Source organism: Flavobacterium sp. YO64 (assembly GCF_004119505.1).
Lineage (GTDB): Bacteria > Bacteroidota > Bacteroidia > Flavobacteriales > Flavobacteriaceae > Flavobacterium > Flavobacterium oncorhynchi.
The window spans coordinates 187,883-213,139 of record NZ_NRQV01000001.1 but is presented as its reverse complement, the minus strand read 5'-3'; the positions used below and the strand labels follow the sequence as shown (position 1 = coordinate 213,139).

22 protein-coding genes are annotated in these 25,257 nt (G+C 33.8%); 7 read left to right on the top strand and 15 right to left on the bottom strand.

Features of this window, described 5'->3' with window-relative positions; all coding sequences use genetic code 11:
- Positions 1-41: 41 nt before the first annotated feature.
- From BOW57_RS01020 to BOW57_RS01000, 5 genes are all read right to left on the bottom strand, one after another.
- Positions 42-1,493 (bottom strand): TolC family protein, encoded by a 1,452-nt coding sequence (locus BOW57_RS01020; protein ID WP_129052723.1) that lies wholly within the window; start codon positions 1,491-1,493, stop codon positions 42-44.
- Positions 1,486-4,653: an efflux RND transporter permease subunit gene (locus tag BOW57_RS01015; protein ID WP_129052722.1), complete on the bottom strand. Its 3,168-nt coding sequence runs from the start codon at positions 4,651-4,653 to the stop codon at positions 1,486-1,488. The genes BOW57_RS01020 and BOW57_RS01015 overlap by 8 nt, the downstream gene beginning before the upstream one ends.
- A 25-nt stretch (positions 4,654-4,678) precedes the next feature.
- Positions 4,679-5,761: an efflux RND transporter periplasmic adaptor subunit gene (locus BOW57_RS01010; RefSeq protein ID WP_129052721.1), complete on the bottom strand. Its 1,083-nt coding sequence runs from the start codon at positions 5,759-5,761 to the stop codon at positions 4,679-4,681.
- Positions 5,762-5,936: 175 nt separating this feature from the next.
- The gene (locus BOW57_RS01005; RefSeq protein WP_089053024.1) at positions 5,937-6,308 is read right to left on the bottom strand and encodes a hypothetical protein; all 372 of its coding nucleotides are present in this window, start codon (positions 6,306-6,308) and stop codon (positions 5,937-5,939) included.
- Positions 6,309-6,486: 178 nt separating this feature from the next.
- The gene (locus BOW57_RS01000; protein ID WP_129052720.1) at positions 6,487-6,891 is read right to left on the bottom strand and encodes a GNAT family N-acetyltransferase; all 405 of its coding nucleotides are present in this window, start codon (positions 6,889-6,891) and stop codon (positions 6,487-6,489) included.
- A 175-nt stretch (positions 6,892-7,066) separates the two neighbouring features.
- Between BOW57_RS01000 and BOW57_RS00995 the strand changes: the two genes are divergently transcribed.
- Positions 7,067-7,630, top strand: a complete 564-nt coding sequence (locus BOW57_RS00995) for an outer membrane beta-barrel protein (RefSeq protein ID WP_129052719.1) — start codon at positions 7,067-7,069, stop codon at positions 7,628-7,630.
- 64 nt (positions 7,631-7,694) lie between these two features.
- Here BOW57_RS00995 and BOW57_RS00990 read toward each other — a convergent pair whose 3' ends face one another.
- The 6 genes from BOW57_RS00990 to BOW57_RS00965 form a co-directional block, all read right to left on the bottom strand.
- Positions 7,695-8,309, bottom strand: coding sequence for a hypothetical protein (locus BOW57_RS00990; RefSeq protein WP_129052718.1), 615 nt, complete (start codon positions 8,307-8,309; stop codon positions 7,695-7,697).
- A 132-nt stretch (positions 8,310-8,441) separates the two neighbouring features.
- The gene (locus BOW57_RS00985; protein WP_089058598.1) at positions 8,442-8,834 is read right to left on the bottom strand and encodes an ACT domain-containing protein; all 393 of its coding nucleotides are present in this window, start codon (positions 8,832-8,834) and stop codon (positions 8,442-8,444) included.
- Between the two features lie 23 nt (positions 8,835-8,857).
- The gene (locus tag BOW57_RS00980; RefSeq protein ID WP_129052717.1) at positions 8,858-10,120 is read right to left on the bottom strand and encodes an alpha/beta hydrolase-fold protein; all 1,263 of its coding nucleotides are present in this window, start codon (positions 10,118-10,120) and stop codon (positions 8,858-8,860) included.
- Between the two features lie 89 nt (positions 10,121-10,209).
- Positions 10,210-12,081 (bottom strand): M1 family metallopeptidase, encoded by a 1,872-nt coding sequence (locus BOW57_RS00975; protein WP_129052716.1) that lies wholly within the window; start codon positions 12,079-12,081, stop codon positions 10,210-10,212.
- 201 nt (positions 12,082-12,282) lie between these two features.
- Positions 12,283-13,863 (bottom strand): NADP-dependent glyceraldehyde-3-phosphate dehydrogenase, encoded by a 1,581-nt coding sequence (locus BOW57_RS00970; protein WP_129052715.1) that lies wholly within the window; start codon positions 13,861-13,863, stop codon positions 12,283-12,285.
- Positions 13,864-13,938: 75 nt separating this feature from the next.
- Positions 13,939-14,250: a rhodanese-like domain-containing protein gene (locus BOW57_RS00965; protein WP_129052714.1), complete on the bottom strand. Its 312-nt coding sequence runs from the start codon at positions 14,248-14,250 to the stop codon at positions 13,939-13,941.
- A gap of 359 nt (positions 14,251-14,609) precedes the next feature.
- Between BOW57_RS00965 and BOW57_RS00960 the strand changes: the two genes are divergently transcribed.
- Positions 14,610-15,236 (top strand): Crp/Fnr family transcriptional regulator, encoded by a 627-nt coding sequence (locus BOW57_RS00960; protein ID WP_089053017.1) that lies wholly within the window; start codon positions 14,610-14,612, stop codon positions 15,234-15,236.
- A gap of 340 nt (positions 15,237-15,576) precedes the next feature.
- Complete coding sequence (locus BOW57_RS00955) at positions 15,577-16,362, top strand: sulfite exporter TauE/SafE family protein (RefSeq protein WP_089053016.1); 786 nt, start codon at positions 15,577-15,579, stop codon at positions 16,360-16,362.
- 211 nt (positions 16,363-16,573) lie between these two features.
- Here BOW57_RS00955 and BOW57_RS00950 read toward each other — a convergent pair whose 3' ends face one another.
- From BOW57_RS00950 to BOW57_RS00935, 4 genes are all read right to left on the bottom strand, one after another.
- On the bottom strand, positions 16,574-17,029 hold the full coding sequence (locus BOW57_RS00950; protein ID WP_129052713.1) for a GNAT family N-acetyltransferase: 456 nt from the start codon (positions 17,027-17,029) through the stop codon (positions 16,574-16,576).
- A gap of 288 nt (positions 17,030-17,317) precedes the next feature.
- Positions 17,318-18,394 carry a cytochrome d ubiquinol oxidase subunit II gene (cydB, locus tag BOW57_RS00945; RefSeq protein ID WP_129052712.1) on the bottom strand — a complete coding sequence of 359 codons (1,077 nt, stop codon included), beginning with the start codon at positions 18,392-18,394 and terminating at the stop codon, positions 17,318-17,320.
- 2 nt (positions 18,395-18,396) lie between these two features.
- A complete protein-coding gene (locus tag BOW57_RS00940; RefSeq protein ID WP_089053013.1) occupies positions 18,397-19,740 on the bottom strand; it encodes a cytochrome ubiquinol oxidase subunit I in 1,344 nt (447 codons plus the stop codon).
- Between the two features lie 383 nt (positions 19,741-20,123).
- Positions 20,124-20,720, bottom strand: a complete 597-nt coding sequence (locus BOW57_RS00935) for an HD family hydrolase (RefSeq protein WP_129052711.1) — start codon at positions 20,718-20,720, stop codon at positions 20,124-20,126.
- 188 nt (positions 20,721-20,908) lie between these two features.
- Here BOW57_RS00935 and BOW57_RS00930 point away from each other — a divergent pair, with 188 nt between their 5' ends.
- From BOW57_RS00930 to BOW57_RS00915, 4 genes are all read left to right on the top strand, one after another.
- Positions 20,909-22,324 carry a rhodanese-like domain-containing protein gene (locus BOW57_RS00930; RefSeq protein ID WP_129052710.1) on the top strand — a complete coding sequence of 472 codons (1,416 nt, stop codon included), beginning with the start codon at positions 20,909-20,911 and terminating at the stop codon, positions 22,322-22,324.
- 100 nt (positions 22,325-22,424) lie between these two features.
- Positions 22,425-22,988, top strand: coding sequence for a YeeE/YedE family protein (locus BOW57_RS00925; RefSeq protein ID WP_129052709.1), 564 nt, complete (start codon positions 22,425-22,427; stop codon positions 22,986-22,988).
- Positions 22,989-22,998: 10 nt separating this feature from the next.
- The gene (locus BOW57_RS00920; RefSeq protein ID WP_129024289.1) at positions 22,999-23,478 is read left to right on the top strand and encodes a DUF6691 family protein; all 480 of its coding nucleotides are present in this window, start codon (positions 22,999-23,001) and stop codon (positions 23,476-23,478) included.
- A gap of 201 nt (positions 23,479-23,679) precedes the next feature.
- Positions 23,680-25,257: a glycerol-3-phosphate dehydrogenase/oxidase gene (locus BOW57_RS00915; RefSeq protein ID WP_129052708.1), complete on the top strand. Its 1,578-nt coding sequence runs from the start codon at positions 23,680-23,682 to the stop codon at positions 25,255-25,257.

The window sequence follows — 25,257 nt, the reverse complement described above, 5'->3', positions numbered from 1 at the left end:
CACTTCCGAAAGGCTTTTTCTCTACAAATTAACAGGCAATATTATTTCCATCCGCCGCCCAAGTCTCTGTAAACATGGACTGCAGCATTTAATTGTTCTTTTTTAGTATCTACCAATTCTAGTTTAGCTTCTAGTGCATCACGCTGTGTCATCAAAACTTCGAAATAATCTACTCTTGCCGACTTAAACAAATCGTTCGAAACATCTATTGAAGTATTTAAAGCGTCTACTTGTTTTGATTTAAGATCGTAACCTTTTTGAAGATTCTGAATTTTAGACAATTGATTTGAAACTTCTAAGTAAGCATTTAAAACCGTTCTATCATAATTGTATAACGCTTGAAGCTGTCTTGCATTTGCACTCGCAAATTCGGCTTTAATTGCATTTCTATTAATCAAAGGCGCAACAAGATCACCTGCCAATGAATATAAAAGCGATTCTGGCATGGTAAACAAATAAGAAGGCTTAAACGCATTTACTCCAATTGCCGCAGTAATATCCAAAGAAGGATAAAACTCAGCACGAGCTACTTTTACATCTAATTTTGAGGCAACCAATTCTAATTCTGCTTGCTTCACATCTGGACGATTTGCTAACAATTGCGATGGAATTCCAGAACTTACAGCAGCCGGCAATAAACTTAAGAAATTAGTATTGCTTGTTCTTTTAATTTCCTGCGGATATCTACCCAGCAAAAAGTTGATTTTGTTTTCAGATTCTTTTATCTGCTGCAAAATATCAAACTCCATACTTTGTGAAGTTAAAACCTCAGCTTCAAATTTCTTAACTCCTAACTCAGTTGCTCTTGCCGCCTGCTTTTGAATCTTTACAATTTCTAAAGCATTTGTCTGCAATTTTATCGTTTGTTTTACAATATCCAACTGATTATCTAAAGCCATTAATTCATAATAAGAATCGGCAACTTCAGCGATGAGGTTTGTAATTACAAAGTTTTTACCTTCAACGGTAGCTAAATATCTGTTTAAAGCTGCTTTTTTAGAATTACGCAGTTTTTTCCAAATATCTACTTCCCAGTTGGCATACGCCGAAATGGTAAAATCTCCAAGCGGATCCGGCATTTCTTTTCCTGGTTTAATTTCTGTCGAAGCATCACCGGCACCTTGACTGGTATATCTTCCCACTTTTTCTACTCCAGCTCCGGCGCGAACACCAACTGTTGGCAATAAAAGTCCTTTTTTTACTCGAATATCATTCTTTGCGATTTCGATTTCCTGTAAAGTAATATTTAACTCTTGATTGTTCTTCAGTGCAACATCAATTAAATCTACAAGATTCTGATCTTTAAAGTAATCTTTCCAAGCTAAAGCCGCTGTATTATTATTTGCATCTTGAGTTGAAGCTGTTGTTCCAAATGACTCAGGAACTGGCGTGCTTGTAGTTATTGCTGCCTCAGGCGCAGGGGCTTTACACCCTGCAACCGTAAGACAAATACCTAATGCAATACCGTATTGATATGATTTGAATTTATACATGATTGTTATCAATTTCTTCTGTTAATGGATTTTCTTCTTCATGTTTTACCAATTTGTGTTTCTCGGCAATTTTGGCAAAAATGAAATACAAGCCCGGAATTACAAATACACCGCAAATGGTTCCTATAAGCATACCACCAGCGGCGGCAGTACCAATTGTTCTGTTACCAATTCTACCTGGACCTGTTGCTAATGTAAGCGGCAATAATCCCGCAATAAATGCAAATGAGGTCATCAAAATTGGGCGGAACCTTGCTTTTGCACCTTCCATTGCAGCGTCTAAAACTGATTTACCTGCTGCGTGTCTTTGTATAGCAAACTCTACAATCAATACGGCATTTTTACCTAATAAACCAATAAGCATTACCATGGCAACTTGCGCATAAATATTATTCTCTAATCCTGTTAGTTTTAATAAAAGGAATGCTCCAAAAATACCTGCAGGTAATGAAAAAATCACTGACAACGGCAGAATAAAACTCTCATATTGAGCTGCTAATACTAAATAAACGAATCCTAAACAAATTAAGAATACCCAAATAGCTTGATTTCCTTGAGCAACCTCATCGGCAGAGATACCTGCCCAGTCAATATCATATCCTCTTGGCAGTTTTTCGGCAGCTACTTTTTGAATTACTTTAATCGCTGTACCAGAACTATAACCTGCAGCCGGAGAACCACTAATCTGAGTTGAGGTATACATATTATGACGTGTAATTTCCGAAAGTCCATACACTTTTTCTAATTTCATAAAAGCAGAAAATGGCACCATTTCATCACGATTATTTTTTACGTACAATTTTAAGATATCATCTGGCTGTGCACGATATTCTGGTGAAGCCTGAACAATAACTTTATAGTTAATACCAAATTTGATAAAACTGATTTCGTAATTACTTCCCACAAGTGTTGACAAGGTATTCATGGCGTTTTCGATAGAAACACCTTTTTGCTGTGCCAAGTCATTATCGACTTTCATCATGTATTGAGGGAAACTAGAACTATAAAAACTAAAGACGTTAGATAATTCTGGCTGCTTATTCAATTCAGCAACAAAATCATTGTTTACCTGCTCCATTTTTTTGTAATCTACAGAACCCGTTTTATCTAATAATCGAAGCTCAAATCCTCCGGCAGCACCATACCCTGGTACAGCAGGCGGTTGGAAAAATTCGATATTAGCTCCCGCAATATCTTTACATTTTTCCTCCATGTCATGCATAATCTCAACAACAGATTCTTTTCTGTCACTCCAGTCTTTCAAGTTAACCAAACACGTTCCTGAGTTGGCTCCTGTACCTTCAGACAAAATCTCATAACCTGCTAATGACGAAACTGATTTTACACCGTCGATATCTTCGGCAATTTTTTGAACTCTCTCTGCAATATTATTAGTTCTTTCTAAAGAGGAACCAGGCGGTGTCTGAATTACGGCATAAAACATTCCCTGATCTTCATTAGGAATAAATCCTGAAGGAACGGTGCTGCTTATAATCCATGTTCCGGCACAGAAAACAAGAAGTGCAACTATAGTAACCACTCTTCTGTTGACAATTTTACCTAATAGATTTTGATATTTGCCTTGTGCTAAATTGAATTTTTCGTTGAAAGCATCAATAAATCTATTTGCTGGTGTTTTCTTTTTAGGCTGTCCGTGATTATTTTTCAACATCATTGCACAAAGCGCTGGCGTCAATGTCAAAGCCACAATACCCGAAAGAATAATCGCAGTTGCCATAGTTACAGAGAATTGTCTGTAAAATATCCCAACAGGACCAGACATAAATGCAACTGGAATAAATACCGCAGCCATAAGGAAAGTAATAGCGATAATTGCTCCTGCAATCTCGTGCATTGCTTTTTTAGTCGCTTTAAATGCCGAAAGATGTTCCTCTTCCATCTTGGCGTGAACGGCCTCAATAACTACAATCGCATCATCGACGACGACTCCAATTGCTAATACTAAGGCAAATAATGTGATTAAATTCAATGAAATATCAAAGAATGTCATGAACACAAAAGTTCCTATTAACGATACAGGTACCGCAATTGCTGGAATAACTGTTGAACGCCAGTCTCCTAAGAAAAGGAAAACGACTAAACCTACCAGAATAAATGCTTCAACCAACGTATGAATTACTTTTTCGATAGAGGCATCTAAGAATTTAGAAACGTCATACGAAATTTCATAATCCATTCCTTTTGGAAATCTTGTTTTAATTTTTTCCAGCTTAGCTTTAACTTCTTCAATAACTTGATTGGCGTTACTTCCAAAAGATTGCTTTAATACAATAGCAGCAGATGGTTTTCCGTTCAAATTCGAATAAATATCGTACATCGAACTTCCAAATTCGACTTTGGCAACATCTTTTAATCTTAAAAGCTCTCCATTTGGATTTGCCTTTACTACAATGTTCTCATATTGTTCTTTAGTTGTAAAACGCCCAGAATATTTCAATACGTACTCAAATGCCTGAGAACGTTTACCAGAACTTTCGCCTGTTTTTCCAGGAGAAGCCTCCAAACTCTGACTTGATAATGCTTCCATTATCTCATCTGCAGAAATTTTATAGGCTAACATACGATCTGGTTTCAACCAAATACGCATTGCATATTCACGTGTTCCTAAGATATCTCCGGCACCAATACCATTTACCCTTTTTAATTCTGAAAGCACATTAATATCGGCATAGTTGTACAAGAACTTCATGTCGGTATTTTTATCTGTACTGTAAAGATTGACATACATCAACATACTTGGTACTTCACGAGTAATTTTAATACCCTCTCTAATTACTAAAGGAGGTAGTTTATTGGTAACTGAAGCTACACGGTTTTGAACGTTAATCGCCGCCTGATTTGGGTCTGTACCTAAATTAAATACTACCTTAATCGTAGCTTCACCATCATTTCCGGCATCTGAAGCCATATATTTCATTCCTGGAACTCCATTTAGAGCTCTTTCCAGCGGAATAACGACCGCTTTGACCATTAATTCACCATTAGATCCAGGATAATCTGCAGTAACATTCACCATTGGAGGTGAAATTGTAGGGAACTGAGTAATTGGTAAATTCAATACCGACAAAACCCCTAAAAAGACAATTATCAGCGATATTACTATCGACAGTACCGGTCTTTGAATAAACTTATTAAACATTGTATATCTTTTTTAATGATTAAACCTATTCTGCTTTTGTACGCAAATGATTTATTACTTCTTTAGGCGATTGGAATTCATACTTGATTTTGTCATTTTCTTTTACTTTTTGAACTCCTTCAAGCAAGATTTTATCATTTTCAGTTAGACCAGTTCTTACAACATACAAATCAGGAACTTCACCTGTAATAGTAATCTCTCTTGATGTCACTTTGTTATTCTTATCTACAACAAAGACATATTTTTTGTCCTGAATTTCGTAAGTAGCTTTTTGAGGAATTATTATGGCATTTTTAAGAGGCAGGAACATTTGAACTTGACCTGTTTCACCATTTCTAAGTAATTTTTCGGAATTTGGGAATCTTGCTCTAAAAGCGATATTTCCAGTTTCATTGTTAAATTCACTTTCAATTACCTCAACATTTCCTTTATATTTAAATGTTTCACCATTTGCCAAAACTAAATTTACTTTATTATCAGCACGGTCTTTAACGTTAGTTTGATACTGAAGGTATTCTGGCTCAGTAACATTGAAATAGGCAAACATTTGACTGTTGTCTGAAAGGCTTGTCAATAATTCGCCTTCGTCAATAAGACTTCCTAATTTTAAAGGAATTCTATCTATAGTTCCATCAAACGGAGCTCTGATTTCTGTAAATGATAAATGAAGTTTTGCTAGTGAAACCTCAGCTTTTGCTGATTGCAGTTTAGCCTGTGCAACACTTAACTCGTTTTTAGAAACGATATTTTTATCTGCTAAAAGCTTAGCATTCTGTAATTCAATTTCAGTTGATTTTTGTTCTGCCTGCGCTTTAAGCAATTCTGCCTGATACATATTTGGCATAATTCTAAACAACAACTGCCCTTTTTTTACAAATTGACCTTCATCAACATAAATGTTTTGTAAAAACCCTTTTTCCTGGGCGCGGATTTCGATATTTCGAACAGATTTAATCTGCGAAACATATTCTTTAGTAAACGAAGTGTCGATTCTAACGGGATTTGTAACCGTGAATTTTTCTGCTTCTTCTTTCTCTTCTTTTTTAGATGTACAGCTAGTTAAGCACACTAAGGCCATAAAGCCTGTGAACAAGATAATTCTTTTCATGATTTAGTTTGGAAATTAAGCGATTGAATGCTTGGAATAAAAATTCCTTTTGGATGATTAAATGCATCAGCCAGCCTTAGTCATAACTTAACTTTCATATAAGAAGAAGTAAAAAACAAATATACATCAACGAGATATGCAGATCACGACTAGGTAACCGATGTATACTTTAAAATCAAATTCTTAATACTCGTTGAGTAATATAGATAGGATTTGAATGCCCAAAGAGAGGCGTAGAAATTTTTAAACGATTGGAATCATTCGCAGCAGACTGATCTGAAAGTGCCAGATACAAAGTGTCTACCAAACTGTACGAAACAGCAAAAAACTTGTTCGTAAGTAAATTGGTATCATCATTCCCCAGAAGATCTTCTTCAAGATCAATATCAGCATCTTCAATTATTGAAGTTCCGCGATCTTGACTTGTAAATTTAACTCTGTGTTTCTGTTGAAGATGATGATGAGAAAAAGTATTAGCATTAAGATATTGGCCTCCGCCCAGCAGAAGCAAATTCATGAATACTAGAAATACTATTAACTTTCTCATTTGGGTGCGAAAGTAATAAAAGTATTAAAACAAAAAAAGAATTTTTAACAAGGTTTAACAGTTATATAAGACGAAAACGTTTTCATTCTTTTAATATTCAAGAATTTTATTAAAAAACTTACTTTAACAAATAACCAAAAATTTAGTTAACTACAAATCAATTACTTATAAAAATACATTAAAATATAATTTCCATTATTGTAAATTCTTGTCCGGCTTTCATAAAAGTTTTAAAAGTATCTTTCATTCCAAATTTCTCATAAAATGTTTTTTTATTACTTCTGGCATTGCACCAAACTTTCTTAATATTCTTCTCTTTTGCAAACTGCAGGATATATTTTAAAAGATGAGAAGCACTTCCTCTTCCTTGATATTCTTCTAAAGTTGCTAATTTTCGAAACTGCATTTCTTCTTCAATTATAAAACAAGAAACTATAGAAACCAATTTATTATTTGTAAAAACTCCAAAATGAAATCCTGAATTATCTTCTTCAAGCTGTACAAATTCAAAAGGTTGATCTGGCCACATTACATTGTGTCTAATATCCCAAGTTTCTGCAGCTGTAATTTCTCTAATTTCCATTGTTTGATTATTTGAGAAACAAATTTACATGAATTTTCAATTTCTATTCTTTCATCTAGAATAATACGTACTATTCTAATAATCAACAGAACTCATAAAAAAAGAAAGAAAAAACTTCTAGTATAATTAATTAATATCTACTTTTATAGTATCTAAAAACAAATAAAAACCAGTTATGAAAAAATTCATTTTAGCATTATTTTTATGCGTTAGTATGAACAGTTTTGCACAATTGATACAATTTGGACCTCAGGTTTCTTACAACATCACTTCTCCTATTTCAAGTGATTACAGCTCAAAAAGCTCAGGAACTGCAATGGGTGTTGCGGGATTTGCAAGAGTAAATTTACTGCTTTTTTATGGTCAGGGAGAACTAGGATACACACAATCTAAATTCAGCCTTTCGCAAACCGGAGTCAGCAGTACTGACTATGAACTATCTGGAACAGATGCCACTCTTATTGCGGGTTTTAAAATAGTTCCACTAGGAAAATTAGGGAATATTCGCATTTTTGCAGGTTACAACTGGAAAAATTATTCGAGCATTAAAACAAATAATAATCTTAATTTAATTGCAATCGAAAAAAACAACAGCAGTATTCTTGGCGGTGTTGGCGTTGATTTATGGAAACTTACTTTAGATTATCGCTATCTGGCAGGAATATCAGATCTTGATCCTTCTGGTGCAAGTTTAAAAACTGGTATTTCAAACTTTTCACTAGGGTTTAAATTTTTATAAAACAAAAAAAAGAGAATCCGGTATAATACTAGATTCTCTTTTTTTACTTTAATAAAGTATTGACTTATATTTTTGAAAAATACTTTTCTAAATTATTATCGGTAATTTTCTCAAAACCATTTTCGCTTTGATTCCCGATATTTACAACATGCAGTACTTTAGATTTTTCATCAACAGAGCAGCTCCAGATTGTGCCATCTGACAAAATAATTGCAGAGAATAAACAATCTGATTTATCTTTATTATAATAAACCAGATTCTCTTTTTTAACAAGCTTTTTTACTTTTGATTTACGATCTTGTTCAAAAAATAAAATTTCATTCTGATTTATTTCTACCAGCTCGTCAACAGTTTTGTTTTTAAAACTATTTTGAGCATCAAGTGTCCAACTTGGTTTATCGCCTGTCATGATCCAAGTTCCGTATGCCTTCTCTAAAATATTACTTCTAAGAATTTCTTTTAAAGTATCAATTCTTTTTAAAGACTCTTGTCCTATTTCATTTTCAGGCTTAAGCTTAGAAGCTATTGAAAACTGATCTAATGCATTTGGGTAATCTGAATTTTTCAAATAAGAAAGTGCCAGTTCATACTTATTTTTTTGAAATTTACATTTGGCATCATTTTGTGCTGCGTTTTTCATCGAAATAAGCAGAACGATTAAGAGTAATAATTTTTTCATTAATTTGGGGATGTAAGTTATTTTTTACTTTTTTACAAAAGTAACAATAAAAAGACATACTATAAATGATATTCTTCATTATTAACATATTTACCTCCTAAAAATAATGAATCCTAAGGTAGTTTTCCAAAATTACTTTGAAAACGAACTTAGAATCTCCATTGCTCTTACGGTATCTTTTTTATCAATAAAAATATGATCATGATAATACGCCGCAACAACATTACAGCTTATTTCATGTTCTGAAAGAGCATTAGAAAATGCTGCTGTCAATCCAATTGCTTCTAGCGAGGAATGAACAGAGAGCGTTATCCACGACATTACTACAGAATATTCTAAATTTAATTTTTCGGCATTTTCTTTTTTAAGAATCAGCGTAAAAGCCTCTTTCTCTTTAAAAAGCATTTCAATTTCATTTAGGTTTATATTCTCAACTTTTTCAATTTTACAAAAAACATAATCACCCAAGTTGTGTTCCGGTTTCATGTTTTTAAGCAGTTTCTGTAAATCTTTTTCTCCTGACATTTTAGTTTAGTTTTAAAGATTAATTATTTCAATAGTCGATCTATTTTTTCTTTTGTTTCTGGAAAATTTTTATCTAAAACGAGCACTTTTTTATAACTAGTTATTGCATTGTCTTTCTCGCCATTTGCAGCATAAAAATCTCCAAGTGAATCATAAACATTGGGGCTTTGCGGATAATTGACAGCATTAAGTTTAAATAAATATCCTGCTAATTCCATATCTTTTTTACCAAGCGACTGATATCCATAAGTATTAACCATGCTTTCTGGTACGCTTACTGTATAACCTAAATGCTTTGAAACTTCGGCAAAATGTTTCTCAATTTTAGTAAAAACAGTTTTGTTGAAATTGATTTGCTCGGGTATAGAAAGTTTTAATTGATTAAATTTAAATATAAAACGAATAGCATCGTAAGTTGCAATTAAAGGCACTGAACCATGATTGTCGTCGTTATAATATTTGTAGTCATAATTAAGATTGTTTTTTTTATTCTTATTTAAAAAATCATTAAAATCTAAAATCGATCTGATGTGCCTCGTAAAAACGGTAGTATCTCTTCTTACCTTTACGATATTCATGTTTTCATCCATTGTATTAGCCGCTGCCATAAACAGAGAAATATTCGACAAATTCTTAGTTTCTAATTTTTTTGCTGTTACTGCCAAAAATTTTTGATGATCCCACCACATACTTGGATCAATAGCCGCATACGAGTTGAATAGATTAGTATGATTGGTTAAAATATTTATAGCCGTTAACCCTCCAAATGAATGTCCTATTAAGGTTTTATAAGGTGCCGTTGGATATTTATTATCTATGTACGGAATCAACTCTTTTTCGAGAAATGCCGCAAAATTTTCTCCCCCGCCAGATTGTTCGCTTAAATTTTTAGGCACAAACGGAAGATCTACATCTGAATGTGTTGGAGTTAAATCACGATTTCGATTTGTATTTGTGATTCCCACAACAATCATTTCCGGACAATTTGTGTTGCCGTTAATCTCGCTTAACTGCTCAATTATTCCAACTGTTGAGGTAAAATGCGCATCGCCGTCAAGCAGATAAACAACGGGATATTTTTGTTTTGCAGATCCTGTTTTTTGAGCACTTCTAGGCAGATGTATCCAAATTTTTCTATTCTCATTCAAAACTTTAGAAAAAACACTATCAATTGTTCCAATTTCAATTTTCGTTTTGCTTTGAGAAAATCCAAAATTGGTCAGCATAAAAAGCACAAATACCACGATTTCTTTTTTCCTTAAGATATTCTGTAAACTTATTTTCATAATTGATTTTGTTTATTTTGAATAATAAAGATTTCATAAGAATAAAAAAAGCCGTCTTAAATTTAGAAAAGACGACTTGTTTTTATTTATTAATTAGCGGGCCAGCTATTATTTATTGGCGTTGCATCCATAAAAATGCCACCGTCTAGAGTAACTTTTTTAATTTGCTTTTTAGTATTAATCGTTATCCTTGCTGTCTTTTGATTTTTCTCCCAAACCGCAGGAGTTTGATGAAACGTTTCTGCTGTGTTATCTTCATAAATCACATTTACATCAAACGGAATAGCAAAACCTCCTGAATTTGTTATAGTAACAACATTTTTTGAAACTTCTTTTATCGAAATATCAATATAATTGTTTGTAAAAAACCAGTTATTGAAAAACCAATTCAAATTTTTTCCTGAACCAGTATTCATAGAATAAAAATAGTCCCACGGAATTGGATGTTTTCCGTTCCAAGTATCCATATAATGATGAAGCGATTTTTTAAATAAATCATCTCCAAGCAAATCCTTTAAAGCTAAATAAGATAGCGATGCTTTTCCGTATGAATTGTTTCCGTATCCTGCACCTGAAACTTGTGTAGACATTGAAATTATTGGCTGATCTTCTTCTGTCGATAAATCGGTAATGTATTTTTTTACTCTAAATCCTTTATAAAATTTATCCGCCTCTTCTTTTCCATGTTCGGCAATTTTAATCAAATATTCAAAAGTTGTAGCCCAGCCTTCATCCATAAAAGCATAACGCGTTTCGTTGATTCCCATAAAAAACGGAAAATAAGTATGCGCTACTTCATGGTCTTGAACCAATTGTGCTAATAAGGGATCACCCATATGCGAATCGTTACACATCATTGGGTACTCCATATCTGCAAAACCTTGAAAAGCTGTCATTTTAGAATATGGATATGGAATTCCAGGCCAATTATCTGAAAACCAATCTAAAGCAAACTGATTATTTTTAACCGAATTTACAAAATCAGTTCCAGTAATATTGTAAGCAGCTTGAACACTTGCACGGCGATTTGTTTTTTTATCAACCAAAACACTACTGGCATCCCATAAATAGTGATCACTTAAACCAAAACAAACATCAGTAATATTGTTTGCTTCAAATTTCCAAATATTCCAATCGTTTTGTTTCGTTACGATTCCGCTTTTCATTTCCTGCTCATTTGCTATATGCAAAATTTCATCTGTCACATATGATTTTTTCAAACGTGCGGCAAACTCAGGCTGTAAAACCTCATCAGGATTTAAGAAATCTCCAGTCGCATAAACCACATAATTTTTAGGCGCTTTTACCGAAAAAGTATAATCATTAAAGTCGTTATAAAATTCCTGACGATCTGTATGAGGTATTCTGTCCCAGCCATTATAATCATCAAAAACCGAAACTCGAGGATAGCTGTAAGCTGCAAAAAAAGTAGTTTCGTCAATTTGTCCTTCTCTTCCGCTTTCTTTTGATAAAGGATAATTCCAATCGATAGTAATGGTAACTTTAGATTTTGGTGCGATTGCTTTTTTTAGTTTTACATTCCCCACAGTTCCCCAATTTCTGGCATCTTCTTTATAAACTTCATTATCTACTTTTAAAGAAGTAATTGTTAATCCGCTGCTAAGAAAGTCATCGCTTACCTCACCTCCTCTGGGTGAAGTTGGTTTATGCAGATTATTTACAAATCGAATAACAAGATTATCTAATGATTTATCACTGTTATTGTCGTAAACAATAGTTTCTGTTCCGCTTACTAGTTTTGTTTTAGCATCTACAGTAATATCCATTGTATATTTTCCGTGATTCTGCCAATAGTTTTTTCCAGGCTTTCCGTCCATAGAACGAGTTCCATTTTCGTAAGCCTCTTTTATATTTCTAGGCATATAAAGTTCTTGTGCAAAGCCTGTTTGCATCAAAAACAAAAAAGCAATAAATGCAAAATGCAATAATCTTTTATTCATAAACTGGTTTTTGATTTGATAATTTAAATTGATTTATATAAGACCCATTTTTCAAAACAATGTTACAAAACTTTATAAAATTACAATTAAAAAACACATAGTACCAAAGCTATTTAGCTCTTATCTAATCTATTGAAAATAAAAACCGCCCAATTCTAAAAAGAAAAGGACGGTATCTACAATTAATATATAACCTTGATGCTACAAAATATAATCGGTATTTATAAAATTTGATTCTTTGCTGTTTAGCAATTCCTGCAGAATTTCATTGTTATAAGCGATATCTTTTGAAGCGACAAACGTACGAATGGAGAAAGAACGTAAAGCATCTGGAATACTTAAAGTACCCACAGCAGAATCTTTACGACCTGTAAAAGGGAATGCGTCTGGTCCTCTTTGACAAGAACTGTTGAGGTTTACTCTGCAAACTAAGTTTACTAAAGCATCAATAAGCGGCGCAAGAGTTTTAATATCTTTTCCGAACAAACTTACCTGCTGTCCGTAATTTGATTCAGCCATATCTTCTAAAGGTTCTTTAATATCTTTAAAAGAAATAATTGGAACTACTGGACCAAACTGTTCTTCATGGTACACACGCATTTTGCTGTTTACTGGATATAAAACAGCTGGAAAAATAAAATTATCTGCGTGTTTTCCTCCTTTTTCATTCAAGATCTCAGCTCCCTTATGAACAGCATCGTCGATTAATCCTTGAATGTAATGTGGTTTATCTGTTTCTGGAAGCGGTGTTAAAGCCACTCCTTTTTCCCATGGATTTCCAAATTGCAATGCATCTACCTTTTCAGAGAATCTTTTATTAAACTCTTCTCTAATTGATTCATGAACATATAAAACTTTTAATGCTGTACACCTTTGTCCGTTAAAAGATAAAGTTCCAGTAATACATTCTTGAATTGCCAAATCCAAATCGGCGTCAGGTAAAATAATAGCAGGATTTTTAGCTTCTAGACCTAAAATCAAACGCAGTCTATTTTTATTTGGATGCTGATCTTGCAAAGCAATTGCTGATTTACTATTTCCAATTAATGCTAAAACATCAATTTTACCCGATTTCATAATTGGAGAAGCTACTTCACGACCGCGACCATAAACGATATTGATAACGCCTTTTGGGAAACTGCTTCTGAAAGCTTCTAACAATGGCGAAATACATAAAACACCATGTTTAGCCGGTTTAAAAATTACCGTATTCCCCATAATTAAAGCCGGAATCAACAAGGAGAAAGTTTCGTTTAAAGGATAGTTGTAAGGTCCAAGACACAACACAACGCCAAGAGGTCCGCGGCGAATCATTGCATTTACACCTTGTACTTTTTCAAAATGCGAACTGCGTCCGTTTAATTCTTTGTAACTTGCTATAGTATCGTAAATATATTCAACCGTTCTGTCAAACTCTTTTTGAGAATCTCCCAATGATTTTCCAATTTCCCACATCAAGTACTTCACAACTTCTTCGCGGGTTTCTTTCATTTGTTTAACGAAATTCTCCATACACTTAATACGGTCAGCCACTTTCATGGTTGGCCATAAACCCTGTCCTTTATCATAAGCAGCATTTGCAGCTTTAACTACTTCTGCAGCTTCAGCTTCTCCCATAAATGGTATAGAACCCAATAAAGTAGGCGTATATTTTTCTGTAGAAGAAATCGTCGAAAACACAGGTGTGGTTTGTCCTGCCCAATGTTTTAATTCTCCATTTACAAGGTAAGTATCTTGATTTATAAGGGATTTAATTTCAAATTCTTCGGGTATTAAACTCATAATTTGGTTGTTTATTATTTGGTTATTAATAGCATTATAATGAAAAAAGAGGCTTTAATTGCCTCTTCTTCTCTTTTATGGTTGTATGGTTTCGCCTTCCCAATCTAGTATACCACCAAGCAGATTATAGGCATTTTCGATACCCAATTCGTTCATAATCTGACAAGCTTTGGCACTTCTAGCTCCAGAACGACAATACACATAGTAATTTTTGTTTTTATCTAATTCTTCAATTTCATAAATAAAACCCTGACCTTTATTGATATCAATGTTTAAAGCATTTTCAATATAGCCATCATTAAATTCGTCCTCAGTTCTTACGTCCAGTATAACTGCATTCTCGTCAGCAGCCAGCTGATTAACCCAATCTTCTTGTGATAAATTCATAATAAATGTGTTTTTGTAAAATTACGACGTTTCTACTCATGAAAAACGTACCAAATGCGATTTCGATTATTATTCTCAGAAAACGTTTTAGAGAAATTATTATAATCAGTGAAAGACAAATTTACTCACTATTTTTAAAAATATAACCTATAAAATCGATAGAAAATAGGATTTTTTCATTTAAGTAAAATACCTGTTAATTATAATTTTACAACAATTAATGCGAGCAGAATCCATTATCTTTGTAAAAAATTATAATTTTTAATTCGATTTTGACAATAATACCAGCCTGAAATTTCACAAATTCTCACGAATTAATTAGTGTGAATTTGTGAAATTCGCGGCAAAAAAACGATACAATGCAACATTCATTAAAAAATACCTTTCCTAATTTCTCCAGTGAACTTATTGCTACTATTGAAGAAAACGGAAGTCTTCAAGATTTTGAAGCCGGAACAATTTTGATGCGAACCGGACAGTACATTAAAAACACGGTTTTAATTACTAAAGGAAAAATCAAAATTTATCGTGAAGGCGAAGACGGCGGTGAGTTTTTAATGTATTATCTTCAACCTGGACAAGCCTGTGCGATCTCGATGATTTGTACAGCTAAAAGCGAAAAAAGCCAGATCATGGCAAAAGTAGTCGAAGACGTTTCTGTCATGATGATTCCGCTGCAAATGATGGACAAATGGATGATGGAACACAGATCTTGGTACGAATTTGTAATCGAAACTTATAGAAGCCGCTTTGAAGAAGTACTGGAAGTTGTCGACAACATTGCTTTCCGTTCTATGGATGAACGTTTAGAGTTTTACTTAAAAAGACATTCTGATGCCTGCGGCTGTTCACAAGTTAATCTTTCGCATCAGGAAATCGCAACAGAATTAAATACATCGCGAGAAGTTGTTTCAAGATTACTAAAAAAAATGGAACAGCGAGGTTTAGTCAAACTCAACCGAAATCAGATTGAACTTTTGAAATAAGTTTGCCACTAATTTCACGAATTTGATTTACTAAAACAATTGTCAGTTAGAGCGCGTCTCGAGGCTTCGGGAGAAAACCCGTAAAGCATTTCGACTTCGCTCAATGTGACAAACCTAACTTCAATTCTAAACACATAGAGACATAGTTACTTTGTCTTAATAATAGATTGAAATGAATAACACATTATTTACACAAAGTAACTATGTCTCGATCTGTTTAAATTTATATGCCCAGAAAAATCCTTTTAATCATAATAATCTGTGGCAAAAAATCACTTCTGTGATAAATGTTACTGTAGATCTCTAATTTCCGAGGCAACTTTGCATAAAAATAAATACAATGGAATATTTAGGCTATTTTGCTTCAATCATTATCGGAATTTCTCTGGGCTTAATTGGCGGCGGGGGTTCTATTTTGACTATTCCTATTTTAGTGTATTTGTTTAAAGTAAATCCAGAACAAGCAACTTCGTACTCTTTATTTATTGTTGGCTTAACCGCTTTATTCGGCAGTTACAGTCATTATAAAATGGGAAATCTAAAACTCAAATCGGCATTATATTTTGCAATACCTTCTGTAATTTCAATACTGATTATTCGTGAAGTCATTTTTCCTAAAATCGCTTCTACCCTATTTTCTATTGCTTCTTATTCTGTTTCAAAAGATTTTCTGATTATGATTGTCTTTTCGGTTTTGATGATAACAGCCGCGATTTCGATGATTCGAAAACCGCAGCCCGAAATAAAAACTGCAGAAACCAATTATCTGCAATTAAGCTTCATTGGCTTTTTGGTTGGAATCGTCACAGGATTTCTTGGAGCCGGCGGCGGATTTTTAATCATTCCTGCGCTTTTATTCTTTGCTAATTTACCAATGAAACAAGCCGTAGGAACTTCATTATTGATTATTACCATTAATTCTTCAATAGGTTTTGGAGGTGATTTATACATTGGAACTCCTATTGATTATACTTTTTTATTAGGTGTTTCGGCAATGGCACTTTTAGGGATGTTTATCGGAAGTCAGCTTTCTAAAAAAATAGATGGAACAAAATTAAAACCGCTTTTTGGCTGGTTTGTTCTCGTAATGGGGTTTTATATTATTACAAAAGAAGTTTTATTTTAATATGAATTTCTTTCATGCAGATTTTTAAAGATTTTCCAATTTAGTTTACTTGTAGAGATCTTTGCCAAAGTCTTGAATTTTGACAAAGATCAAATTAAAAAATCCGTTTATTTTAAACATAAACGGATTTCTTTTTAGGGTACTATATTCGTGATCGTATTTATCTTTAATTCAATACGGCTGTCAAAATTAAACGATTAAATCTCGCTGTTTACTTTTCTGTTCGCCACCAATGGTAATAATTATGTAATCCGTCATATTCAAATCCGCAACGTGGATACAACTGATTGCCTATATCATTTGTTTTTTCTGTTTCCAACATCAAACCGCAGGCATTTGTTTCTTCGCACCATTGTTTACTGCGGTCAATTAATGCAACAGATAATCCTTTACCACGATAATCAGGATGTACAAAAAGATCACTAAGCAGCCATTGCTTTTGCAATTTTGTATAGTGAAATAGTTTATAAAGCTGTACAAAGCCTACAGCTTTTCCGTTTGTGATCGCTAGAAAAATGTCTGATTCATTATTTAACAATCGCTCTTTTAGAAATGCTTTTCCTTTTTCTACATCAGATTCTTGACGGTAAAAAACACGATAAAGATTAAAAAGTTCTGCTGCTTCGTTGAGGTCTTCAAGACTTGCTTTTTTGATTTTGTAATCCATTATTATAAAATGTTTTAATTAAAAAAGCGAAAATATCTTAAAGATCAAACAACTTTATAGTCCAGTTTATTTAAAACATGGTCATCCAGCATTTGATTGAATCTCTTTTATCTTTCTGAACAAAATAACTTCATGTTTAAAATCAATTATTCTTTTCAATTTAAATAGTTTTTAGCGCTTTTTGGCTAAAGCCTGTCGCATATGAATAAAAAAAACCTCCAGTTAAAACTGAAGGCTATCCATATAATTAATTAGTGAAAATTTGTGTAATTTGTGGCAACAAAAAAATCAATGCTCTCCATATCCAATATCATCCATTTTCCCGCTAAAAACCTTATACTGAATAATAAAGTAAATGATAACTAAAAACAGTGCTATAAAAAACCAGCTCAATCCCGCATTTAATCCATATTCGTGAGCTGCAGTATTGTAAATTGTCAGCGAAGGATTTACATTATTTGTTGAAGGTAAAACATTCGGGAAAATGGAAACTGCTGTTGAAGCAAATCCTCCCAGTAAAAACAAGGTTGAAAACAGAAATCCGTGACCATCTTTTTTAAACGAGCGCACTTTAAACAATCCTAAAATTCCAACAAAAGTCAAAAGCGGAAAAAACCAAAGAATAGGATTTTCTATGAAATTATGAAACGGTTTAGGTTCTATAAAATGCCAAATTTGCAAAGAAATACAAACTAAAATCAAGAGTACAATATTCAGTTTAAAAACTACATTTTTAAGCTGTGGATTCAAAGCTGAATTTGTTTTATAAATAATCCAGTTCGCACCATGAATTGTTAGCGCCACAACGCTCACAATACCTAGAAAAAGTGTAAACCAATCTATAATTCCCAATTCACTTGCCTGCGGACTAAACGTTGGATTCCATAAAGGCAGAAAGAAAAAATGTGCTTCTTGTGTAGAAACACCGTTTTGCACCATTCCGAGATTTACGCCACGAACAATATTTCCTAAAGCAATCCCGAAGAAAAGCGCCAAAAGTAAACTTGCAATCCCAAAAGCTTTATCCCAAATTGTTTCCCACATTGGATGATGAATCTGCCCACGCATTTCAAGTCCGATTGCACGAAAAATCAAAAGCCACAAAATCATAATCAAAGGCAGATAAAATCCGCTGAAAGAAGAAGCATATAAAGTTGGGAAAGCAAAAAACAAAACACCTCCTGCCGCAATCAGCCAAACTTCATTAGCATCCCAAAACGGACCAATAGCACTTGTGATTGCTTTTTTATCTTTTTCTGTTTTTGCAAAAAATAAATGAATAATTCCTGCTCCAAAATCATAACCGTCTAAAACCAGATAAACAGCCAAAATTCCCATTAAAACTACGTACCAAAAAAATTCCATACTTATATATTTTCAGTTATGCCTTCTTGATGAGGGCCTTTATTGATAATTTTTCCAATCAAAAGCAGAAACAACATTCCAAGTAAAAGGTATAAACCAATAAAACCAAGCAATGTAAACAAGGTATTTCCTGATGAAACCGTTGGTGAAGCACCTGCTGCAGTTCGCATTAAATTGTAAACAAGCCAAGGCTGCCTTCCTAATTCGGCCGTGTACCAGCCTGTTGTATTAGCAATGTACGGAAATGGCATCATGAACATTAACGACCATAAAATCCATTTGGTTTCAAACAATTTTCCTCTGATTAACTGAAAAAGTGAAATCATCATTAAACCGATAAACACCGTTCCAAGTCCCACCATAATATGATATGCATAATATAATCCAGAAATATTAGTTGGATGTAAATCTTCTTCAAACTGATCCAAACCTTTTATTTCCTGCTCCCAATTTCCATAAGTCAGGAAACTTAAAATATTAGGAACCGCGATTTTGTTATCCAATTTTTTATCTTTTACATCGGGCTGACCTATTAAAACAATTTCAGAGCCTTTTTTCTCGGTATGAAAAATTCCTTCCATTGCAGCAAAAGTTACAGGTTGATACTTTACAACATTTTTTGCCAGTAAATCACCTGTTGGCATTGCAACGATTATACTCGAAATCAATCCGAAGATAACTCCCGTTTTCAAGAACAATTTCCCAAAAGAAACATTCTTTTTACTCAAAATATAAAAAGCTCCAATTCCAGCAACAACAAAAGAACTTGTTACCATAGAAGCTGCTTGATTGTGGAGATAAGAAGGCCAAAGCCACGGATTTAAAAACAAAGCTTGAAAATTATTAAGTACAAATTTTCCGTTTTCAAGAATTTCATAACCTACAGGATTCTGCATCCACGAATGTGTCGCAATAATTAAAAATCCGCTGGCCCAAGAACCAATGCAAATTAATAATCCAGTTACAAAATGCCATTTATGCCCAAGGAGTTTTTCGCCAAACAAAAATATACCTAGAAAAGAAGATTCTAAAAAGAATGAAAACATTCCTTCCATGGCAAGCGTCTGACCAATAATTCCTCCCGTTAATTCGGAGAATTTTGCCCAATTGGTTCCAAACTGAAACTCCATTGGAATTCCCGTTACAACACCCATTGCAAAATTGAGGGCGAAGATTTTCATCCAAAAATGGGTGGCGTGATTGTATTGTTCGTTTTTAGTTTTTAAATATTTCCATTTGAAGTACACAATGATCAAGGAAAGACCCATTGTAAGCTGCGGAAAAAGATAATGAAAAGTGATGGTGAAGGCAAATTGCATTCGGTCATAAAAGAGCATTTCTTCCATAAGTAGTAATTTGTTTATGAAGTTCCACAAATTTAACCATTACAACCCGAACAAAGCCTCTTAAAAAAAAGTTTATCTCCCAATATTAGTTAAACTTTTCAACAATTTAAAAGTATGAATTACACTTATGCTTTGTGATGAGTATGACTCTATTTGTCATTTCGACAAAGGAGAAATCACACTAGAATTTCTACAACGAATAGAAATATACGTTGCGGAATCTCGCGTGTGATTTCTCCCTTCGGTCGAAATGACAATATTGCGTATAAATTTATATGCTTAAACATAGCTCGTGGTTTCAACCACGGGAACGCAACGTAAGAAATATATAATCATGACCTGTTTCCTACGATTGAAACCGCAGGCTATATTTTATTCTTTTTTCAAAATTCTTTTTTCAAAATTCCTTTTTCAACACTTTCATTAATTAAACCTTCGGCATAATTCCATAAAGAAATTGAACCATTTTTAATTACACTTTTTTTCTCGTAAACCTTATCATAATTCACATCAAACTCTTTCCAAGTTCCGCCGTTATTAGATGTGTTCTGCAATAAAGGCTCTAATCTATCCATTGATCTTGCGAATTTCGCTTCGTTGGTTTCTCCAGCTTCAAATTCTTCCCAAATAGAAATTAATTCTTCTGCTTGACTTTTTGGAAGTAAACCAAAAATGCGATTCGCCGCCAATCGTTCCTCATCCGTATTATCATGACTTTTTACCGTATCATATATAAAAACATCACCTGCATCAATTTCTACAATATCATGTATCAAAACCATTTTTACCACTTTTAAAACATCAATTGGTTCATTTGAGTGTCCTGCCAAAACAATCGCCATTAAAGCTAAATGCCAGCTGTGTTCAGCATCATTTTCGCATCGATCGCTGTTGAATAGTTTTGTCTTGCGCTGAATGTATTTTACTTTATCAATTTCTTTTATAAAAGCAATTTGATCTAATAAGCCTGCTGTGTTCATATCAATAATTTTCGTAATTCCGTAAAATTACAAAATGCTTTCCTTAATTAAATTGGCTTTCACTGCATTTAATACTCAAATTTAATTTTAACTTTTTTCGCTAAAATCAAATTTCTGTAACATTAGTCACCCATTTTAAGAAAAAACTAGGTTACCTTTGTCTTCCCTATATTTTTAGAATTTATATCATGAAAATAGAACAAATTTACACCGGATGCCTTGCACAAGGTGCTTATTATATTACTTCAAACGGCGAAGCCGCGATTATTGACCCGTTACGAGAAATCCAGCCTTATTTGGATCGTCTTGAACGCGATCAAGTAAAATTAAAATACATTTTCGAAACGCATTTTCACGCCGATTTTGTTTCAGGACATATTGATTTAAGCAAAGAAACGAAAGCACCAATTGTTTATGGACCAAATGCTGCCTGCGAATTTGACTGCATTTCTGCAAAAGACGGTCAGGAATTCAAAGTTGGAAAAGTAACCATAAAAGTACTCCACACTCCAGGACATACTATGGAAAGTGCTACTTTTTTACTGATTGATGAGAACGGAAAAGATCACGCTATTTTTTCTGGCGACACTTTGTTTATAGGTGATGTTGGACGCCCTGATTTAGCTCAAAAAGCGGCAGGAATGACTCAAGATCAGCTAGCGGGAATTTTGTATCATTCGTTGAGAGATAAAATAATGACTTTGGCTGATGATGTAATTGTTTATCCAGCGCATGGTGCAGGAAGTGCCTGTGGAAAAAACATGAGCAAAGAAACAGTTTCGACTATTGGAAATCAAAAAGCAACCAATTATGCTTTGCGCGCCAATATGACCGAAGAAGAATTTATTAAAGAAGTCACTGATGGTTTATTGCCTCCTCCTGCTTATTTCAGCATGAATGTAGCAATGAACAAAGGCGGTTACGAAAGCTTTGAAACAGTTTTACATAACGGAATGAAAGCAATTAAAGTGGAGGAATTTGAGGCTGTTGCCGAAGAAACTGGAGCTTTGATTTTAGATACTCGCAAAAGCGGTGATTTTGCAAAAGGATTTATTCCACAGTCTATTAATATTGGAATCAATGGCGATTTTGCACCGTGGGTTGGAACTTTAATTGGCGATGTAAAACAACCTATTATATTGATAACCGAAGTAGGTCTTGAAGAAGAAACGGTTACACGTTTAAGCCGCGTAGGTTTCGATTCGATTATCGGACATTTAGAAGGCGGTTTTGAAGCTTGGCAGAAAGCTGGTTTTGAAATTGATACTGTAAACAGAATCTCAGCAGAACAATTTTCAAAAGAATTCAACATTAAAGAAGATAAAGTTATTGATGTTCGAAAGGAAACTGAATATGAAGCTGAACATATTGAAGATGCTTACAGCAAACCTCTTGCCTATATTAATGACTGGGTAAAAGACATTAACCCAAATGAACATTTTTATCTGCATTGTGCCGGCGGTTACCGCAGTATGATTGCGGCTTCTATATTGCAAGCACGTGGATTTAGAAATTTTTCTGAAATTGACGGCGGTTTTGGAGCCATCTCAAAAACTGAAGTTCCAAAATCAGATTTTGTTTGTCAGAGTAAAATATTAAAATAAATTTGAGGTACAGAGAGACAAAGGTTCAAAGGAACGAAGTTATTTCTTTGAATCTGAACCTTTGAACCTCTGCCCCTATGAACCTTTGAACCTTAAAAATATGTTAGAAATTTTAAAAGAACCTTGGCCTTGGTACGTTTCAGGCCCTTTGATTGGTTTAACTGTTCCTATTTTATTGATTATCGGAAATAAATCTTTTGGAATTAGTTCTTCGCTTCGTCATATTTGTGCGGCTTGTATTCCGGCAAATATTTCGTTTTTTAAATACGATTGGAAAAAAGAAAGCTGGAATTTATTCTTCGTTTTCGGAATTTTTCTTGGCGGAGTTATCGCAGCTAATTTCCTTTCAAATCCTAATCCTGTTCAAATTACTCCTGAACTTTCAGAACAATTAGCGACTTACGGAATCACAGATCATTCTGGTTTAGTTCCTGCTCAATTATTTTCTTGGGAAAGTTTATTAACCCTTCGCGGATTTATAATGATTGTAATAGGCGGATTTTTAGTTGGTTTTGGAACGCGTTACGCTGGCGGATGCACAAGCGGACACGCCATTATGGGAATTTCAAATTTACAATGGCCTTCATTAGTCGCAACAATCTGTTTTATGATTGGCGGTTTTGTAATGTCACTTTTGATTTTACCTTATATTCTTTCACTTTAAAATTTCAAAAATGAGCAATTTAGAAAATAAAAATACAGACACAGAAGGAATCAACGGAAGTCAAATAAAAGATTCAGGATTCGCAAATCTTAAATATCTTATTGTTGGAATTCTTTTTGGAATTGTATTCGTAAAAGCAGAAATCATCAGCTGGTTTCGTATTCAGGAAATGTTTCATTTGCAATCTTTCTTTATGTATGGCGTAATCGGAAGTGCTGTTGTTGTTGGTGTAATATCTGTTTTTATCATTAAAAAATTCAATATTAAAACCCTTCAAGGCGAGAAAATCGAAATTCAGCCAAAGACTTTCAGTAAAGGACAAATCTACGGCGGTTTATTATTTGGTTTTGGATGGGCAATTACTGGAGCTTGTCCTGGGCCGCTTTTCGCTCAAATTGGTACTGGTGCAACTGTAATTGCAGTAACCTTATTAAGCGCCATTGCTGGAACTTGGTTTTATGGTTTGATTAAAGACAAACTTCCTCATTAAATAAAATGCTTTCCACATATTATAAACCCGACAGATTTCTAAAATTTGTCGGGTTTACTTTTTTTCAGAACTTAGGTTCGCAGCTTCTTTAAAGACAAATTTTCTTATTAAGAGTATTTCTTCATTTTTGTTTCATTAAGTTTTATTAAGTTTACTATACAAGATTTAATCTTACAAAAAACGCCAATAAATCGATACTATATGAAACGCTCAGAACAATTGTCGAAATTAAAAAATACCCAACAGTGGGATGTAATTATAATTGGTGGTGGAGCAAGCGGTCTTGGTACTGCTCTTGATTCAGCAAGCAGAGGTTATAAAACAATTTTACTTGAAGCGGTCGATTTTGCCAAAGGAACTTCAAGCAGAAGCACCAAATTAGTTCACGGCGGAGTTCGCTATTTAGAGCAGGGAAATATCCATTTGGTTATAGAAGCTCTAAAAGAAAGAGGATTACTAGCAAAAAATGCTGGACATTTAGTTAAAAATCAATCTTTTGTAATCCCTAATTACAATTGGTGGGGCGGACTGTTTTATACTACTGGATTGACTATTTATGATTTATTGGCGGGACGATTAAGCTTAGGCCGATCAAAATATATTTCGAAGAAAAAAACAATCGAAATGCTGCCAACCGTAGAAGAAAAAGGTTTGGTAAATGGTGTTATTTACCATGACGGACAATTTGATGATTCTCGTTTGGCTATAAACATTGCTCAAACTGCAATAGAAAAAGGAGCTTGTCTTTTAAATTATTCTAAAGTTGTAAACTTATTAAAAGATGATAAAAACCAAATTATTGGTGTTGAAGCAATAGATCATGAAACTGGTAATCATTATGAAATAAAAGGTGCCGCAATTATTAATGCAACCGGTGTTTTTACAAATGCCATTATGAAACTGAACGATACAGTTTACAAGAAATATATTGTTCCAAGTCAGGGAATTCATCTTGTATTTGACAAATCATTTTTACCAAGCGATCACGCTTTGATGATTCCTAAAACAAGTGACGGACGAGTTTTATTTGCGGTACCCTGGCACAACAGAATTGTAGTGGGGACAACTGATACCTTAATTAGAAAACACAGTCTGGAACCTATTGCTCTTGAAAGCGAAATTGAATTTGTATTGGAAAATGCGCAGCGTTTTCTAGCCAAAAAACCAACAAGAGCTGACGTTTTATCTGTTTTTGCAGGCCTCAGACCTTTAGCTGCTCCTGAAGAGGAAGGAAAAAGTACCAAAGAAGTTTCTCGAAGTCATAAAATAATTGTTTCTGAAACCGGTTTAATAACAATTACCGGCGGCAAATGGACAACATACAGAAAAATTGCGGAAGACATTATAAATAAAGCGATAAAAAAAGGCAAATTACCTAATAAACCTTGTGTTACAGAACATCTTTCTATTCATGGAAATAAACCTACTACGACTTTAGAAAGAATGAATCATTTGTACATCTATGGTTCAGATGTCCCTGAAATACTAGAATTACAAAAAAACGAACCCGAGTTAAAAGAAAAACTCCATCCGGATCATGAATTTACAATGGCAGAAGTCGTTTGGGCAATTCGAAATGAAATGGCAAGAACCGTTGATGATATTTTAGCAAGACGTGTACGCTTATTATTCTTAGATGCAAGAGCAGCAATTGAGTCTTCAGAAAAAGTGGCAAGAATATTAGCAAAAGAACTCGGACATGATGAAGCTTGGATACACAAGGAGATTTCAAATTTTAAAGGAATTTCGAAAGGTTTTCTTTTAAAAGAATTTCAATAG